The sequence below is a fragment of the Yokenella regensburgei genome, from assembly GCF_051486985.1.
In the GTDB taxonomy this organism is placed as follows: domain Bacteria; phylum Pseudomonadota; class Gammaproteobacteria; order Enterobacterales; family Enterobacteriaceae; genus CBFFRJ01.
In genome coordinates, this window is the sequence record NZ_JAHVDV010000033.1 from 1 (window position 1) to 18151 (window position 18151).

General features: G+C 55.9%; 17 protein-coding genes. 9 read left to right on the plus strand and 8 right to left on the minus strand.

Annotated features, from left to right (window positions below; all coding sequences use genetic code 11):
- Positions 1–520: 520 nt before the first annotated feature.
- From KXR87_RS19315 to KXR87_RS19340, 6 genes are all read right to left on the minus strand, one after another.
- Complete coding sequence (locus KXR87_RS19315) at positions 521–1198, minus strand: SDR family NAD(P)-dependent oxidoreductase (RefSeq protein WP_437433833.1); 678 nt, start codon at positions 1196–1198, stop codon at positions 521–523.
- 2 nt (positions 1199–1200) lie between these two features.
- Positions 1201–1671 carry a YhcH/YjgK/YiaL family protein gene (locus KXR87_RS19320; protein ID WP_437433834.1) on the minus strand — a complete coding sequence of 157 codons (471 nt, stop codon included), beginning with the start codon at positions 1669–1671 and terminating at the stop codon, positions 1201–1203.
- 3 nt (positions 1672–1674) lie between these two features.
- A complete protein-coding gene (locus KXR87_RS19325; protein WP_437433835.1) occupies positions 1675–2832 on the minus strand; it encodes a sialidase family protein in 1158 nt (385 codons plus the stop codon).
- A 1-nt stretch (position 2833) separates the two neighbouring features.
- A complete protein-coding gene (locus KXR87_RS19330) occupies positions 2834–4246 on the minus strand; it encodes a sodium:solute symporter family protein (protein WP_437433836.1) in 1413 nt (470 codons plus the stop codon).
- Between the two features lie 74 nt (positions 4247–4320).
- Positions 4321–5205, minus strand: coding sequence for a dihydrodipicolinate synthase family protein (locus KXR87_RS19335; RefSeq protein WP_437433837.1), 885 nt, complete (start codon positions 5203–5205; stop codon positions 4321–4323).
- A gap of 20 nt (positions 5206–5225) precedes the next feature.
- Positions 5226–6365 (minus strand): iron-containing alcohol dehydrogenase, encoded by a 1140-nt coding sequence (locus tag KXR87_RS19340; RefSeq protein ID WP_437433838.1) that lies wholly within the window; start codon positions 6363–6365, stop codon positions 5226–5228.
- A 176-nt stretch (positions 6366–6541) separates the two neighbouring features.
- On the opposite strand from KXR87_RS19340, the gene dtnK reads away from it, so the two are divergent.
- Genes dtnK through KXR87_RS19355 form a run of 3 tightly spaced genes read left to right on the plus strand, consistent with a single transcriptional unit; the run spans position 6542 to position 9519 of the window.
- A complete protein-coding gene (gene dtnK / locus KXR87_RS19345; RefSeq protein WP_437433839.1) occupies positions 6542–7777 on the plus strand; it encodes a D-threonate kinase in 1236 nt (411 codons plus the stop codon).
- Positions 7770–8756, plus strand: coding sequence for a D-threonate 4-phosphate dehydrogenase (locus tag KXR87_RS19350; RefSeq protein ID WP_437433840.1), 987 nt, complete (start codon positions 7770–7772; stop codon positions 8754–8756). Before dtnK ends, KXR87_RS19350 begins: the two co-directional genes overlap by 8 nt.
- Position 8757: 1 nt before the next feature.
- On the plus strand, positions 8758–9519 hold the full coding sequence (locus KXR87_RS19355; RefSeq protein ID WP_437433841.1) for a DeoR/GlpR family DNA-binding transcription regulator: 762 nt from the start codon (positions 8758–8760) through the stop codon (positions 9517–9519).
- Positions 9520–9532: 13 nt separating this feature from the next.
- On the opposite strand, the gene KXR87_RS19360 is transcribed toward KXR87_RS19355, so the two are convergent.
- Positions 9533–10477, minus strand: coding sequence for an L-lactate dehydrogenase (locus KXR87_RS19360; RefSeq protein ID WP_437433842.1), 945 nt, complete (start codon positions 10475–10477; stop codon positions 9533–9535).
- A gap of 148 nt (positions 10478–10625) precedes the next feature.
- On the opposite strand from KXR87_RS19360, the gene KXR87_RS19365 reads away from it, so the two are divergent.
- Entirely contained in the window at positions 10626–11105 is a 480-nt protein-coding gene (locus KXR87_RS19365) for a GNAT family N-acetyltransferase (RefSeq protein ID WP_437433843.1), read from the plus strand.
- Here the strand turns inward: KXR87_RS19365 and ptrR are convergent.
- On the minus strand, positions 11062–11937 hold the full coding sequence (ptrR, locus tag KXR87_RS19370; protein WP_437433844.1) for a putrescine utilization regulator PtrR: 876 nt from the start codon (positions 11935–11937) through the stop codon (positions 11062–11064). The genes KXR87_RS19365 and ptrR overlap by 44 nt on opposite strands.
- A 98-nt stretch (positions 11938–12035) precedes the next feature.
- Between ptrR and sad the strand changes: the two genes are divergently transcribed.
- The 5 genes from sad (at position 12036) to KXR87_RS19395 (ending at position 18024) form a co-directional block, all read left to right on the plus strand.
- A complete protein-coding gene (sad, locus tag KXR87_RS19375; RefSeq protein WP_437433845.1) occupies positions 12036–13424 on the plus strand; it encodes a succinate-semialdehyde dehydrogenase in 1389 nt (462 codons plus the stop codon).
- 101 nt (positions 13425–13525) lie between these two features.
- Entirely contained in the window at positions 13526–15115 is a 1590-nt protein-coding gene (locus KXR87_RS19380; protein WP_437433846.1) for a methyl-accepting chemotaxis protein, read from the plus strand.
- Positions 15116–15163: 48 nt separating this feature from the next.
- A complete protein-coding gene (gene glsB / locus KXR87_RS19385) occupies positions 15164–16090 on the plus strand; it encodes a glutaminase B (protein ID WP_437433847.1) in 927 nt (308 codons plus the stop codon).
- The gene (locus tag KXR87_RS19390; protein ID WP_437433848.1) at positions 16090–16446 is read left to right on the plus strand and encodes a DUF4186 domain-containing protein; all 357 of its coding nucleotides are present in this window, start codon (positions 16090–16092) and stop codon (positions 16444–16446) included. Before glsB ends, KXR87_RS19390 begins: the two co-directional genes overlap by 1 nt.
- A 123-nt stretch (positions 16447–16569) precedes the next feature.
- On the plus strand, positions 16570–18024 hold the full coding sequence (locus KXR87_RS19395) for a diguanylate cyclase (protein WP_437433881.1): 1455 nt from the start codon (positions 16570–16572) through the stop codon (positions 18022–18024).
- Positions 18025–18151 lie beyond the last annotated feature (127 nt).

Below are 18151 nucleotides of genomic sequence, written 5' to 3' on the forward strand. Positions count from 1 at the left end.
AGCAATTTTGAATAGCGCCTGCGCCAGCCCCGAAGGGGTGAGCCCCAGGGATGGGGCGAATAATGCCGCGAAGCGGCGATTTTCCTTGCCGGGAGCCCGGGTTGCAAGGGAGGCGGCGGCGAGCCTCCCTTGCACGTTCACGGGAGGAGCGGCAACAGAGAAACACGGTACGTAAGGTGAACGGAACACTCCGCCTGCGTTACATATTCCTGTTCACCACCATGCTTTTAACGTGAGCAGAGGCAATCAGAGGCACACGACACGTAAGGTGAACGGAACACTCCGCCTGTGATACATAGTCCTGTTCACCACGATGCAAAATTTCGGACGGCGGCTCGCTTTTGCCCGTCGCCCTATGGGGGAGGGGAAACGGACGGCGGCTCGCCTTCCGTGGACGTTCGCATGTGAAGAGGGATCAGAAGCACACCACACGCAAGGTGAACGGAACCATCCACCCGCATTACCCGTGCCTGATGCAACAACGCCGGATGGCGATTATCGCCTTATCCGGCGTGCCGTGTTATTTCAGCGATGCCCCCCCACATATCACCAGTTCCTGACCGGTGATTGCCGCTGCATCCGCCGACAGCACAAACCCTACCAGCGCTGCCACTTCCCGTGGTTCAATCAACCGACCGATTGGCGGCACATTCGGTGGCGAACTCGACCGGCCAGGCGCATTCAGCATCGGGGTTTGGGTGGCACCCGGTGCCACCACATTCGCCGTAATACCACGCGGGGCGAGTTCCGCCGCCCAACTGCGTACCATGCCAACCAGAGCGGCTTTCGTCGCCACGTACTGTGAACGGCCCGCCGCACCTCGGGAGGTACGGCTACCGATAATCACTATGCGTCCACCATGTGACATCTGCGGCGCAAAATGATTGACCAGGGTTTCAGCGGCCAGCACATGCAATTGCCAGAGTCGCTGGCTGACGTGCGGGGTAATTTCGCCCAGCGGAGCGGCGGCCATCATCCCCGCCGCATGAATCACCGCGTCCGGCACCGGCAGAGTCGAAAGCGTATCGCTTAACGCCACGCCGTCGCTCAAATCCACGCAGACGCTGTCAAAAGCAGATGAGTCACGCACTACCTTTGATCGGCTCAGCCCCGTCACGCGCCAGCCGTGGTCAAGCAGCCAGCTGACAATGGCTTCGCCAATCCCCGAACTGGCCCCGGTTACCAACGCTTGCGGCATCTTTACTCCTCCAGCAGGGCGCGTGGCACTTTGAACACCGCCTTACGTACGGTTGATGGCGCGTTAACCGCACACAAAGCCTGATGCGGCTCGCCCGGCAGAAAAACAGCAAAGTCGCCACTCTGCAACCGCATGCTTACCGGCAGGTCAGCCGTCGTGGTGATAAACAGATCCGGCTTGCGTTCTTCATCAGATGCGACGGGAGTCAACTGCGGTCCGGCACAGATAATCTCTTCCCCATCCAGCAGCACCTGGATATCGGCCCACTGTCGATGGTACTCGGTATGTCGCTGCTCCCGCAGTTGGGTAGACGCCGGGCCAATGGTGCAGAACCAGGTCGCGCCCGGTGGTTGAAAACGTCCATCATCCCGCGCCTGCAGCGCCGCCAGAGTACACTCTGGCAGATCGAGGATGGCCCGAAATGCGCGAGGTAACCCTGCCAGCGGCAGGGCATTAAGGTTTCCTACAATCATCGACTACTCCTTTACCCACTCAGGCTGGATGCGAACGTACTTGATAGCCTGGCGGAAATAAGTGTAAGCAATGTGCAGCGCGCCGTCGGCGCTCTGCTTGATGCTCGGATAGGAGAACTCACGGTTGAGCTTTTCCTGCGAATTGTTCGTCATACAGTAGCCATCGCCCTCATCCAGGTGGCGCTGCCACGGCCAGCTTTTACCGCCATCAGGCGAAATCGCCACCGTCATTGGCGCGCGCGGCGCCCCCCAGAAGGCACTGCGACCACTGGTCACCTCCGGCTCTTTGCGCCCGTCACCATCGTCAATTTCATCGTACAAAGAGGCACGGCGCTCCAGCGCGCCTGCTGCACTCATAAAATTGAACACCAGCGCCAGACTACCATCCGCCAGGGTCGTCACCTGAATGGACGAGTTGTTATTCGGCAGGCTGGTTGGTTCAGGTACAGACCAGCTCTCACCGCCATCGGTCGACTGGCTGTAGTAGATATTGTCTGCCCAGCGGCTACGGAACAGTGCCACCAGGTTGCCATTTTGCAGCGCAGTAATATTCATGTGTACGCAGCCCAGGCTTTCCGGTACTTCCACATCACGCCAGGTTTTTCCCTGGTCAGAGGAGATTTTCACCGCGCTGATGTCATCATTGCCAACCCACTTCTCACCCGGTTGCGTGCGGCAGTAGAAGACCGGCAGCAGCCAGTTACCATTTTCCAGCACCGTCACCGGCTGGCGGATAAAGGTGCCGGGTTTGTCGAGCAGGGTGGCAATCTCTCCCCAGCTCTGCCCCAGATCCGAAGACTGACGGAAACGTACGATAGCGGTGTCCTGGTTGCCGGAGAGCTGGGCTGTCCACATCAGCCACAACACGTTATCAGGAGCGAGGAACAGTACCGGGTTTTGCTCAGAGCGGGTCGGGTCGTCAGACAGTTTAACCGCCTCACTCCAGCGATCGCTGCCCGGCATAAGGCGCGAGCCCCACACTGAAATATCCGCCACACCTTCCTGCGTGCCGCCAAACCAGACGCACATCAGCGAGCCATCCGGCAGCGGTAAAATGTTGGCAGCATGGTTTTGCGGGCAGGGTGACGGCAGCATTGCGCTCAGAACCTGCGCATCTTCCTGCTGACGAAGCACACCATCACGATTAACGGTAACGGACATATTAAACTCCACTATTTTGAACGGGTGTTGGCGCTTTATCCGCCGCTTTATTGGGGATCAGGCGGTCCAGGACCATGATCACCGCAGGCGTTATCAGCGCGATATACATATTGTTAATACCAAACGGGTCACCCAGCAGGTACCAGACAGAGGTCACCACACAGGCGCCAATCAGACCAGCATTCGCCCCACGGGTGCTCTTAAAGAAAGGTGCATAGAAGGCGATAACCGCCACCACGGTAATGGACAGACGAATCGCACGCGTAAAGAAGGAGAGCTTCAGCACTTCAGGCACCAGCAGCACGAAAATCAGCGGCAGGAAACCAATGAACAGTGACAACCAGCGTGTGGCTTTGAACTCCTGTTCCGGCGTTGGGTTACGGTAAGGCACATAGAAATCCTTCACCACCAGCGAGGCGATAGCCAGCGCAACGGTACTCACGCTCACGAAGATGGAAGCAACAAGTGACGTTGTCACAAGTCCGGCAATCCACGGGTTCATATCCTGCAGGAAGATGGGCATGGCGTACAGGCTGTTGATTTCCGGGTGCAGATACTTAGCCGCCACACCAATAATGGCGATAGCCAGTGAAATTGGCAGGCAGAACCAGAAGGCTATCCAGGTGGAACGCTTCGCTGTTTTTACATCTTTGGTAGAGCAGATAGCCTGAATCACAAACTGGGTGCAGAAAATCGAACCAATGGTACCAATCAGCCACGCAAAGATGGTGCTCGGGCCAAAGTTACCGTCCCAGGTCCAGTAGAAGTGCGGCATCTCTCTGACCATCGGCGTAAAGCCGCCGGTTTTGTACAGCGCAAAGCCCATGATGACCAGAATACCAAAATACTTCAGCGCACTATGTAGCAGGGTAACCCAGGCCACTCCTTTCATACCGCCGTAAGCAAAATAGAAGGTACTGACGATAGCGGTAATAAAGGCGGCTACCGGCAGGCTCACTTTCAGCACCGTGGCAATCGCCGCCGCGCCGCTGACGTAGTTACCCACGTTCACCAGCAGCAGGGCGTAAATCATGATGACAGAGATGATATTTTTAGTACTGGTGCCGTACTTCTCGGCTATCGCACCTGAAATGGTGATTTTTCCGGTGTTATAGATGCGCTTAACCAGCAGCAGGCCAAACAGCGGAAAGCCAATCGCCGCGCCGAGAACGGACCAGGAGGCGGCAATACCACCCTCGAAGGCCGCCTGCGCAGTACCGATGGTAGATTTTGCGCCAATGTATTCAGACATCAGCAGGATCCCGACGAGGAAGGCGGGCATAGCGCGGGAGCCTTCCATAAAATCGCCGGAGTTTTTACTGCGTAACCGGAACGTAAGCCAGGTAGTAAAGACGATATAGACAATCACTATACCGACGATAATCAGGGTATCTTGAGAAGTAAACGTGTTCATCTTAGCCTCTCTTCAGGGCGTGTGAATCCAGGGCACCTGAGGTGCCCAATATTGTTATGCTAAAAAAATGCGCCTTAGTGCAGGTACTGGTTCACTATCTGGCGGATCTGCTGTTGTTGTTCATCGCTAAACGTGACGGCGTAACGGCTGGCCCCGACATCGTAGCCCATGAGTTGTAGTGCTTTCTTCACCGCGGCCGGTGAGAAACCAATGCTGTAAAGATCGGTACGCAGGCCGGTTACATTCTCCTGGGCCTGTCGCGAACCTTCGATATCGCCAGCTTTAAAGCGTGCCCAGATGCTGTTGATCTCTTTCGGCGCAACGTTGGCAAGCCCCGAAATGCATGCAGAGCAGCCTTCCACAAAACCTTTGTGAATCAACGAGTCCGGGCCATTGAGTACGTCGAAGTTGTCAACATCCTTCACCGCATTCAGATAACCACTCAGACTCTCGTAGCTGCCTGCACTGTCTTTAATACCGGCAATGTTCGGGTGTGAGGCCAGGGTGCGCACGGTCTGAGGGTCGAGCGTGTTGCCGGTGCGCGCAGGGATGTTGTACAGAAATACCGGCACGCTGAGGGCATCAGCCACGGCGGTATAGTGGGTAATGAGTTCGTGTTGTTTTAAGGGGACAAACCAGGGGGTGATGACGGAGACGGCATCGACGCCCAGTTTCTCAATTTGCCTGCCCAGTCGTATGGTTTCGCGGGTTGAAATCTCGCCAATATGGGCCACGACACTGGCGCGCCCTTTAACCTGGTTCACGCAGGTTTCGGTTACCGCTAACTTTTCCTGCTCGTTAAGCACGAAAAATTCACCGTTGGTGCCACCGCAGAAGATGCCATTACCGGCGCTAAGCTGGCGTTCAACCTGCTGTTGTAGCGACGACAGGTGCAGCGCACCGTCCTCATCGAAAGGTGTGATGATTGCCGTCAACACGCCTTCTATTTTCTTGCTCATTACAGCCTCTACATGAATCATTATTTAAACAGTGTCTGATAAATCGCCTGCACGTCGTCGTGACTGACGGTGCAGGGTGCGTTGTTCATCAGGCGTTTCACGTTCAGCGCGGCGTCGGCGAGAGACGGGATATCAGCACGCGGCACGCCCAGGCTTTCCAGGTTGTCCGGGAGCTTCAGACGCCGGACGAGATCGGCAAAGAACTGCACCAGCGCGTGGGATTTCTCTTCATTATTCAGTGAGGTATCAGCGCCTGGCACCAAATCCCACACCTCGGCAAATTTCTCAACGGCGTGAGGACGAACCACTTTCATGCAGGGTGCCAGCAGGATGGCGTTCGCCACGCCGTGCGGCAGGTGATATTTGCCCCCAAGTGGGTAAGAGAGCGCGTGTACGAGATGCGTACCCGCATGGGTAATTGCCGCACCGCCGTAATAAGAGGCCCAGAGCATCTCCAGCCGCGCTACCAGGTTGTTCGGTTCGTTCACCGCAGTTTCGATGTTGTGCAGTAGTTTGCGCAGGCCGGTGAGGGCAACGTTATCGCTGACCGGATTGGCGATGGTGGCAGTAAAGCACTCAATCAGGTGGCACAGCGCGTCAATGCCGGTGGAAGAGGCGATATGTGCAGGCATGCTGGTGGTCAGTTCGGGCAGCAGCGCAACATAGTCCGGTAACAGTACTGGAGAGATGATACCAATTTTGGTGTCCTGTTCCGGGATCGCCAGTATGGCGTTCGGCGTCGCTTCCGAACCCGTGCCGGCAGTGGCCGGGATCAGCAAAGAGGCGATACGTTCAGTGGGTTTTACCCCCTCCAGCAACGCCTCCAGGCCAGGCGAACCTGGGTGATGCAGTACCGAGAGCAGCTTGGTGACATCAAGCACACTGCCGCCGCCAATGCCCACTACCAGATCAATGGCGCTTGCCGGGGCGCTGGCCATAATCGTCGCCACATCATGCTGGCTAGGCTCGGGTGGAACTGTATCGATTATCTGTACCTGACGACCTTCCGCTGTCAGCAGCGCAAGGATCTGCCGGGTGGCCTCCAGCTTAATGACATTGGCGTCACTCACCAGTAAGAGGTTTTTCTTACCCGCCAGCAACGGTGCCAGAGAGGGAATCGCTCCCGCACCGCTAATGAGGGTGCTGTTAATCGTAACCACAACATTCTCCTGTCTTTCCGGGTGGTGATTGAAGTTAATCATCAAAATTCAATCACCGTCACTGTATGGCCTGAATTTATAAATTATTCATAAATTAAATAAGTTGATCTTGCTCACATATAATCAATCATGATTGAATATAATCATAACCAGAAACGAAACGACCCGGAGTTGGGATGAACGAACAGATTGCAGAACACAGCGTGGTGATTCTGGCCGATGATTTTACCGGTGCGAACGATGCGGGGGTGAGCCTGGCTCAGGTCGGCATACAGGTAGAAGTCGTACTGGATGAAAGCGACGTCAGCAACGCTCAGGCGCGTATCTTTAATACTGACAGCCGAGCGCTACCGGCGAGCGTTGCTGCGAAACGGGTGGCCGTACTGACTGAAAAACTGCTACGCCCGGGCAAACCCGCCTGGCTTGTTAAGAAGATTGACTCAACGCTTCGGGGCAATCCGGGGGCGGAAGTGGCCGCAATGCAGCGCGCAGCGGGTGTGGCGGCGGTAATTATCGCGCCCGCCTTTCCCGCCGCCGGACGCGTGACCCGCAACGGGCACTGTTATGTAAACAATGTCCTGTTGACGGAGACCGAATTTGCCAGCGACCCGAAAACACCCATTACCAGTGCGGATGTAGGGGCGCTTTTTTCTGGCCCGCGCCTGTACGCACAGCCTGATGACCTGCCAGCGATTCTCGAGTCCGCGACCGCGGAGAAACCGGTAACCGTGATAGTGGACGCCCAAAGCGATGCGGATCTGGATGCCGTCGTGCTTCACGCTATGCGGGCATCGGTTCGCCCGTTATTGGTAGGTTCTGCAGGGATCTGTGATGCGCTCTCGCGTCGGTTGGCTCCGGCAACCCAGAAGAGGGTGCTGGCAATTGTCGGCTCTATGAGTGAAATCGCTCAACAACAGATTGCGGCCGTCGTTGCTCATCCGCGACTGGTGCACCTCTTTATTGATATCAACCCTCTGTTTTCAACCCCGACAGTCGATTACCGCGCAGCGATTGTCGCGGCGTTGAAGGCCGGGAAACACTGCCTGGTGCACACCTGCCCGGATGAACAGGCGCGCCACCAGGTGGCAGCCCTGTGCGAACGCTGGGGTGTTTCACGGGTTGAATGTGGTGAGCGAATTTGTGCGTTTCTGGGACAGCTCACGCGTGAAGTTCTGGCAGAAACCCAACCGGATGCGCTCTATCTGTCGGGCGGGGACGTTGCGATTGCGGTAGCGCGCAGGCTCGGCGCAAAAGGGTTTCGCATTCAGGGCCGCGTCGCAGGCTGTGTGCCCTGGGGATATTTTTCAGGTTGCGAATGGCAACGACCAGTGATGACCAAAGCAGGGGGCTTCGGCGATGAAGCCACACTGCATGAGGTATTGAATTTTATTGAGGAGAAATCGAGTGACTAATGTTATTGCCGTAACGATGGGCGACCCGGCAGGGATTGGCCCGGAGATTATTATTAAATCGCTGGTTGAGGGGGAACTGTCAGGCGCCCCGGTTGTGGTGGTTGGCTGTGCGCAAACCTTTAACCGTATTCTGGCATTAAACATCACCCCTCATGCGGAACTGCGCATTATCGATCAGGTGAGCCTGGCCCATTTTGCACCCGGAGTCATTAATGTTCTGGACGAGCCGCTGGAAAACCCGCAGGCATTAGAGGCGGGTAAAGTGCAGGCGCAGGCAGGGGATCTGGCTTACCGCTGCGTGCGTCGTGCCACAGAACTGGCGATGGCCGGTGAGGTAAAAGCCATTGCCACTGCGCCACTGAATAAAGAAGCGCTGCATCTTGGGGGGCACCATTATCCGGGGCACACCGAGCTGCTGGCGAAGCTGACCAATATCAACGATTATGCAATGGTGCTCTACACCGATAAGCTCAAAGTTATCCATGTCACCACCCACATTGCTCTGCGAAAATTCCTCGACACGCTGAATCAGGATCGCATCAAAACCGTGGTACGTGTGGCTGATGCTTTCCTGAAGCGGGTGGGTTTTGCTAATCCGCGTATCGCCGTCGCCGGGGTAAACCCACATGCGGGTGAAAATGGTTTATTTGGTGACGAAGAGATAACCACCGTCGGCCCGGCCGTGGAGGCGATGAAGGCTGAAGGAGTGAATGTCACCGGCCCATGCCCGCCCGATACCGTGTTTATGCAGTGTCATGAAGGGATGTATGACATGGTGGTGGCGATGTATCACGATCAGGGGCATATTCCGTTAAAATTGCTGGGCTTTTATGATGGGGTTAATATCACGGCGGGCCTGCCATTTATCCGTACCTCTGCGGATCACGGCACCGCATTTGATATCGCCTGGACCGGGAAAGCAAAACCGGAGAGCATGGCGGTATCCATCCAGTTAGCGATGCAAATAACGCGAGAATAATATGAAGGGATATAACCGGTTAGAGCAGATTATGGACTATCTCAAAAGCCATAATCTGGTGACGGTAGACCAGCTGGTGAGCGCCACCAGCGCGTCACCCGCGACCATACGTCGGGATCTTATTAAGCTCGACCAGGAAGGGGTTATCAGCCGTTCCCACGGTGGTGTGACCCTGAACCGGTTTATTCCCTCTCAGCCGACCACGCATGAGAAGATGCAGCGCAACCTGACCGAGAAACACGCCATTGCCACCGCAGCGGCGTCGCTGGTGAAAGCGGGGGATGCCATTGTACTGGATGCGGGCACCACCATGATTGAACTGGCGCGTCAGCTTACCCATCTTCCGCTACGGGTTATCACAAGCGATCTGCACATAGCACTGTTTCTGTCGGAGTTTAAGCAAATTGAGGTGACCATCATTGGCGGGCGTATCGATGATACCAGCCAGTCATGCGTGGGTGAGCATGGGCGCAAACTGTTGCAGGGGATCTGGCCGGATGTGGCTTTTGTCAGTTGTAACGGCTGGGACCTTGAAAAGGGCATTACCTCGCCAACGGAGGAAAAAGCGGCCCTGAAACGGGCGCTGATTGATAACGCAGGGCGTCGGGTGCTGCTTGCCGACAGCAGTAAATACGGGGCCTGGTCGCTGTTTAATGTTGCCCGCCTTGACTCACTGACGGATATCATCACCGATGCTCAACTGAGTGATGAGATCCGCCAGCAACTCACCGTGCTGCCGGGGCGGTTAACCATAGCCGGTTAACCCACTAACCCCGTCAGGGCAGGCGGGAGATATTCTCTTTTATCACCGAAACGGAGTGGTGGAATTTGGCCACTTCGTCCTCTTCGAGCTGTAACTCAATGATTTGTTGTACGCCGCTTTGCGCCAGTACTGCGGGTACGCCAATGGCGACATTGTTCACCCCATATTCACCGTCCAGCACGCAGGAGATGGCCAGCGCCCGGTGGCTACCGGTAAAAATATTGCGGCAAATCTCAGCAATAGTGCCGGCGATACCATATTCGGTGCAGCCTTTTTTGGCATAGATTGCAAAACCATGTTTGCGCACCTGCTCGGCGAGCGCATCGCAATCCAGCGCCTGCCCGGTTTTACGCAACCAGACGTCGGCAATCGGCGAACCATATACCGACGAGTGCGACCAGACCGGAAACTGCGTATCGCCGTGCTCACCGAGAATAAAGGCATCAATACTCTGGGCACCAATATCGAGGGTTTGCGCCAGCGCGCGGCGCAGACGGGTGGTGTCCAGCCAGACCCCGGTCCCAATCACCTGATGGCGTGGCAGACCGGAAAGTTTCCACACCTGCCAGGTAATGATGTCACAGGGGTTGGTGGCCACAAGAAAAATACCGTTAAACCCGTTTTCCATCATCGACGGCACAATGTTTTTGACGATTCGCGCCGTGCTCTGTAACTCATCCAGACGGGTTTGTCCCGCCCTGAGCGGGCCGCCGGACACGGTGATGACGGCAATATCCACATCCGCACACTCGGTAACGTCGCGACAGGAAATGGTCATCATTCCTGGCATATACGCGGCCGCATCCGCCAGATCCTGCACATGCCCTTCTACCCGGTCACGATTGACATCAACCAGGATCAGCTCCTCTGCAATATTTTGATTTAACAGCGCATAGGCGGCGGATGCGCCCACGTTTCCGGTTCCTATGATCATAACTTTACGGGCTTTGGTATTCATTTCGGTTCCGTTCTCAGGATGACGTATGAGCGTAAAGTACCGCTCAGGCCGCGCCTTACGCAATGCAGCGCGGGCGTTATAAGTTAATTGTATGAATCAAGGCGGGTGCCAGGGGGTTAATTTAACAGGACATTCACAGGAGAGCGCCATGTACACCGTTATACCCGCGACCGCCCGGCAACCTGTTATCCGCACGCTGATTGCTGCCCTGGATGCCTGGCAGAGCGAATGCTATCCGCAGGAGAGTAACCATCTGCTGGATCTGAGTGAATTACCTGCGTCAACACTGGCGCTGCTGGCTATCCGTCATGAGAGCGGAGAAACCGTCGGCTGCGGTGCTGTGGTGCTGAACGGGGATGGCACCGGGGAGATTAAACGGGTCTATATCGATGCACGCCATCGCGGGCAAAAGCTGGGTGAATTACTGATTACCGCGCTGGAAACTGCGGCTCTGGCGCGGGGATGCCATACCCTGCGGCTGGAAACCGGCATTAAGCAACCGGCGGCCATCACCCTTTATGGTCGCTGCGGCTACCAGCAGCGCAGCGCGTTTGCCCCTTACGCCGACGACCCGTTAAGCATTTTTATGGAGAAGGATCTGTCGGATCGTCATTCAGCAGGGCAATGAACGCCTCCAGATGGCGGGTTTTGGCCCCACGACGCCACACAAGCCAGGTGGTCAGCCATCGCCATTTTTCCGATAGCGGCCACGCCCCCACCTGATGATGACCGGGCATACTTTCCAGCATACTGCGCGGGATAAGTGCCACTCCTGCGCCAGCAATCACACAGGCCAGCATGCCGTGGTACGACTCCATCTCATGAATTTTACCGGGGGTAGCCTTGTCGGCGTGAAACCAGCTTTCAAAGTGGCGGCGGTACGAGCAGTTGGCACGAAAGGCGTAGATGCTGGAGCCGTTGACCTGAGACGCGCGTTCCACAGGCGCATGTCCATGAGGCGCCACAATCATCATCTCTTCACGGTAAACCGGAATGCCCTCAAGGCCCGGATGCACAATCGGCCCGTCAACGAAGGCCGCGCTGAGGGTTCCCTCCAGTACACCGTCAATCATTTTGCCGGACGGGCCGGTCGCCATATCAAACTGAATACGCGGGTAACGCTGGTTGTATTTCGCAAGCGTTGCCGGTATGCGCACGGCGGCGGTGCTCTCCAGCGAGCCGAGTGAGAAAAGCCCCTGGGGTTCATCCCCGGCCACTACCATCCGCGCTTCATCCACCAGCGCCAGAATCTGCTGGCTATAGCGCAGGAAACTGTGGCCTGCGGGGGAGAGGCGCAGACGCTGATTTTCACGAATAAAGAGCGCGACACCCAAATCCGCTTCAAGCTGGCGGATACGAGTCGTCAGGTTTGAGGGTACACGATGCACTTTCTGCGCGGCCTGGGTAATGCTACCGGTCTGTGCCACGGCGTTAAACATTTCAAGTTGGGTCAGATCCATTTCGTTCTCTCACCGTGAATGGTTTGCTTAATATTATTCACTTTTAAGAAAGAGTAAACCGGGCGAGGATAGCGCCGTTCCCACACGGAGAGAAAATTATGTCGATATCACCTGCTACTCACGCCATGTCTGTTAACCCGGCAACCGGCGAAACCCTCTCTGCCCGCCCGTGGGCCACGCCTGATGACGTGGACGCGGCACTGACACTCGCTGCAAACGGCTATCGTCAGTGGCGTAAGCAGCCTGTCTGCGAGCGCGCGGCGCTGCTGCGTAAGGTGGGCGCTGTTTTGCGCGAACATGGCGAAGAGATGGCGCAGCTCATCACCCTTGAGATGGGCAAACCCATTGCTCAGGCGCGTGGAGAGGTCAGTAAGTCAGCCAGCCTCTGTGACTGGTATGCCGACCAGGGTCCGGCGATGTTAAACAGTGAAGCCACAACCGTGGAAAATAACCGTGCGACCATTGAATACCGCCCGCTGGGGCCGATACTGGCGGTGATGCCCTGGAACTTCCCGTTATGGCAGGTGCTGCGCGGGGCGGTGCCCATTCTGCTCGCCGGAAATAGCTATCTGCTGAAACCTGCGCCAACTGTGTCGGGTTGCGCGGAACTTATCGGTAAACTCTTTACCAGGGCGGGGATCCCTGAAGGGGTATTTGGCTGGGTGAACGCTACCAACGAGGGGGTCAGTCAGGCCATCAAAGACGCACGTATTGCCGCCGTCACGGTGACCGGCAGCGTGCGTGCCGGGGCGGCAATCGGGGCACAGGCCGGAGCGGCGCTGAAAAAATGTGTGCTTGAGCTTGGCGGATCAGACCCCTTTATTGTCCTGAACGATGCCGACATTGACCTTGCGGTGAAAGCGGCAGTGACTGGACGCTACCAGAATACCGGGCAGGTCTGTGCCGCCGCGAAGCGCTTTATCGTTGAAGCAGGCATTGCCGACCGCTTTACGGAGAATTTTATTGCCGCGGCTGCCGCTCTGCAGCAGGGTTCACCGCAGGATGAGAAGCACTTTCTGGGGCCAATGGCCCGCTTTGATCTGCGTGATGAGCTGCACGCCCAGGTGATGGCAACGATTAATGAGGGGGCAACTCTGGCGCTGGGCGGTGAAATACCTGCTGGGCCAGGGAATTACTACCCGGCAACCGTGCTGACCCACGTTACGCCGCAGATGACGGCGTTTCGTCAGGAGATGTTTGGCCCGGTCGCGGCTATTACTGTTGCCCGCGATGCGGAGCACGCTCTGGCGCTCGCCAATGACAGTGAATTCGGTCTGTCGGCGACGGTGTTTACCACCAATAATGCGCTGGCTGAAGATTTTGCTTCGCGTCTTGAGTGTGGCGGAGTCTTTATTAATGGCTTTAGCGCCAGCGATGCCCGGGTGGCGTTTGGTGGGGTGAAGAAAAGTGGCTTCGGTCGCGAGCTGTCTCATTTTGGCCTGCATGAGTTCTGTAATGTGCAAACGGTCTGGAAAGAGAGAGTTTAACCTTTCGCGCGCCCGTGCAGGGCGCGCCATGCCTGCCTGTCATGGTGCTGTCATTATTCTTTCGTAGACTCACGATATTCGTAAGGTTATAGAAGAATATCATGAACTTAACACAAATTTTTCGCCGCATTTTCCGGCGTGTTTTCCCACGGGATTTTGGCTTGCTCGCAGGTATCTTCTGGATTATTGGCCTCTTTTCCGCACTACAGATTGCCACCTCGGTTCTGCTTTCCACCTCACTGAACGACGCCCGACATAACGAACAGCTTAACCAGCAGGCGCATATGCAGCAGGTTAAGGTCGATGAAGCACGCGTGTCGCTCCTTGCCGCAAGCGATCTGCTCAACCGCGCCGGTGTTTACTTTATGCAGGATAAAGAGACCGGCTCTGAGGGTAGCTGGCACAGTCTGATGGACGAAACGCAGCAGGCGCTGGCTAGCTCGCAAAAGGCATGGCAGGCGTGGCTGGCGCTTAATCCGCCAAAAGACGAGGGGTTGGTGAACAGCTATCAGCTGTTTTACGGCGCCATCAAAGAGCAGGCGGACGGCCTGGTGAAGACACAATCTATTGATGCGTTTTTTGCCGTACCGGCCCAGGCATTCCAGGCAGACTTTAATGAAAATTATGCCCGTTTTCAGCAGGGCAGTGAGCAGCAGGCGGACCGTGGGCGTCAGGCACTGATGGGGAATCTGGCGCAGTTACAACATGTGTTTGTACTGGTGCCGGCGCTACTTGCCGTGATTGCCATTGTGGTCTGGTTTACCATGTCCCGATGGGTAATTACCCCGCTGCGTCGGTTAATTGCCCATATCAACACCCTTGCCGCGGGCGATCTTTCAGCGCCACTTCCGGCAGTGAAACGCTTTAACCGGGAGATCAACCAGATTGGCCTGAGCATTGACACTATGCAGCAGGGACTGCAGCAGCTGGTCATCCAGGTCAGCCATGCCACCCGTTCGATGGCCTCTAATATTGACAATCTGGCAGATGGAAACCAGAAGCTCTACCTGCAATCAACCCGTCAGGCGAAGGAACTTGAGGATGTCACCTCGCATATTGCCAGTCTGGAAACCTATGTAGAGGGCAATACCGGTTATGCGCAGCTTGCCAGCCAACGGGCCGACGAGGCGCGTCAGGCCGCCGCGGGTGGGGACAGTATGATGGAGACGGTGAATCAGTCGATGCGTAAAATCGTCGATCGTGCCGCGGAGATGCGCGGCATCGTACAGATGATAGACGGGGTCGCTTTCCAGACCAATATTCTGGCCCTCAACGCCGCAATAGAAGCCGCACACGCGGGTAATCATGGTCGCGGCTTTGCGGTCGTTGCGAAAGAGGTGGGGTTGCTGGCACGTAAGAGCAGCCACTCAACGCAAACCATCCAGCAACTGATCAACCATTCGCTTCAGGGAATAGAGGAGGGTTCGCAGGCGGTCAGTAAACTGGAAGACAATCTGCAGCAGGTGACCGGTCTGGTGGGGCATCTGAGTGGGTTGCTTAATGATATTTCCGCGGCGACGCTGAGTCAGGCTGAAAACATTCATCATATGACGCGCCAGCTACACGCGCTCAACCATGTAGCAAAGCGAACGGGGGAGCTTGTGACCCACACCACCGAGGCCTCGGTTCAGTTGCATGAGGACTCTCACCGACTTATTCAGGCGGTTTCTCGTTTTCGTCTCCCGGCATGAACTTTGGTATACTCGCAGCCCGATTTTAGCGGTGAGTAAGGTCATAGCGTGGCAAAGGTGTTGGGAAATGGGATGCTGGAGGCGCTGCTGGAGCAGGTTCGCCCACTGTTGGGGCGTGGAAAGGTGGCGGATTACATTCCTGCGCTTGCAGAGGTCAGCCCGGATAAACTGGGCATCGCTATCAGCACCGTCGGTGGGGAGCATTATCAGGCCGGTGACGCGCAGGAGCGGTTCTCCATTCAGTCGCTCTCAAAAGTGCTCAGCCTGACCGTGGCGATGAACCATTACGATGAGGCCGAAATCTGGACGCGCGTTGGTAAAGATCCCTCCGGCCAGCCGTTTAATTCCCTGGTTCAGCTTGAAATGGAGCAAGGGAAACCGCGTAATCCCTTTATTAACGCCGGGGCGCTGGTGGTCTGCGACATGCTGCAAAGTCGCCTCAGCGCACCGCGTCAACGAATGCTGGAAATTGTACGAAAACTCTCCGGCACGCCGGATATCGGCTTTGACAGCGTGGTCGCCCGCTCTGAATTTGACCACTCTGCCCGCAATGCAGCCATTGCGTGGCTGATGAAATCTTTTGGCAATTTTAATAACGATGTCGCGACCGTGCTGCAAAATTACTTCCATTATTGCGCGCTCAGGATGAGCTGTAGCGAGCTTGCGCGCACGTTTCTGTTCCTGGCCGATCGCGGCCGCTCGCCACAAAGTGATGTACCAGTATTAACGCCTCAGCAAAGCCAGCAGGTCAATGCCCTGATGGCGACGAGCGGGATGTACCAGAATGCAGGGGAGTTCGCCTGGCGGGTAGGGCTGCCTGCTAAGTCGGGCGTCGGAGGAGGCATTGTCGCCGTCGTTCCCCATGAGATGGTGATTGCCGTCTGGAGCCCTGAACTGGATGAGGCAGGTAATTCACTGGCGGGCATTGCCTTACTGGAGGCGTTAACGCAGCGCCTGGGGCGGTCGGTCTACTGATGACGAATCTCAACCCACTCTTTGCGCGTCTCGCACGCTCAACCTTTCGTTCGCGCTTTCGTCTCGGAATAAAAGAGCGACAGTACTGCCTGGATAAGGGCGCACCCGTGATAGCGCAACACGCGGCAGATTTTGTGGCGCGTCGACTCGCGCCTGCGCTTTTGGCAAATGACGGGAAACAGACGCCGATGCGGGGCCATCCGGTGTTTATCGCGCAGCATGCCACGGCAACCTGCTGTCGTGGCTGTCTTGCCAAATGGCATAACATCCCTGCCGGCATTGCCCTGAGTGACACGCAGCAGCAGTACGTTGTCGAGGTTATTTACCAGTGGCTGGTACGACAAATGAACGCGTGAGGGTAACAAACCCAGTTTAAAGGCATGTTAGCAAGCTGTTATCAGAGCATTGCATGTTAAGCTATGTGTTAACGTTACCCCGCCCCATTGATTCGTTCTGCCAATGACCTGGATTACTCTTTGATGCGTGTTTTTTTTGCTGGCCCCTTCCGACCTTTCCGGCAGGACAGACCGCTTATCAACGCGGTGCTTATTTTTACAGTAACCACGCTGCTTTATTGCGTTGGCGCTATGCTGCGCCTGGTAGATGAACTGTCGCTGTTCTGGCCATTAAATGCGGTGATGGCTGGTATTTTCGCCCGCTACGCCTTTCTGAACCGCTGGTATTTATATCTGCTTTCTTTCACCGCTATGCTGCTTTATGACGGCGTGACCACCACATGGGGGGGCGCGTCACTTCTTATTAATCTCTCCAATATGGTCTTTATCCTGACCATGGCCACGCTGGTGCTGAGAGAAAAACGGCTGATGCCCCGGACGCCGCAACCTGTCAATGCCCTTAATCTTTTCAGCTACTGCCTGGTCTCTGCCATGCTCTGCGCCCTGTTCGGGGCGGTGGCGTCCGTGGGTATTGGCGGACTGGGCTTCTTCAGCCTCTATTGCGACTGGTTTAGCGAGCAGTTTTCGACCGGCGTGTTAATTCTGCCCTGTATGCTGACGTTCAGTTGGCCACAACGGGCGCCCGTGTTCAGAAGTAAAAACCTGTTGCCCGTACTGGCGCTGGTGGCGTCGGTTGCGGTCTCTGTCTGCATCGGCGGCGCAGGCAGCCTCGCGTTTCCTCTGCCTGCGTTAATCTGGTGCGCGGTAAAATACCCGCTTCCGGTGACCTGTCTGATGACCCTTATCACGGGTGGGGTGGAAATTATCCTGATGGCTAATGGCATTATTAATATTTTCGTGGCCTCGCCGCTGGAGATGCCGCGGATGTTTTCCGCTCGTCTGGGTATTGCCACGATGGCGATTTGCCCGGTTATCGTTTCGGTTAGCGTCGCCACCATCAATCGTTTAATTCGTCAGGTTTCATTGCGGGCGGATTTCGATTTCCTTACCCAGGTTTATTCACGCTCCGGACTCTACGAAGCCCTGAATAATGACAGCTCGATTTTTATAAATAAGCACCTTACCGTCATGCTGTTGGATGTCGATTATTTTAAAAGCGTTAATGACAATTATGGCCATGAATGCGGCGACAAGGTGCTGAAATCCTTTGCCCAGCAGGTCAGGCAGGAAATCGGTGATCGGGGTATCGTCGCCCGCATGGGCGGAGAAGAGTTCGCGGTGGTCGCCATAACCACGGATCCCACTCAGGGATACCAACTGGGCGAACAGGTTCGTCGGGCCATTGAAGCCCAGCACTTTATGTGGCGGCAGAACAGTTTACGTCTGACGGTCAGCATTGGCGTCAGTAACGGGCAGGTCCGGACAAAACGGCTCACCGACGTTTTTAATAAGCTACTCGCACAGGCTGACGAATATCTTTATCTGTCAAAAAAAGCGGGGCGCAACTGCACCAGTATGCAGGAGATGGCACCGACAATACGTAACCCCCAGGTGACAGAGCCAGAAGCGCTCTGTTAAACGCCAGTCTGCTATGCAACATTATCGCGAAACCCTGGTAGCAGGTTATTAAATTGCTTGCTACACATTTTCTTCGTCAATATTATTAATCGTTATACGCTTCGGAATTCCCATACGTCATGAACGT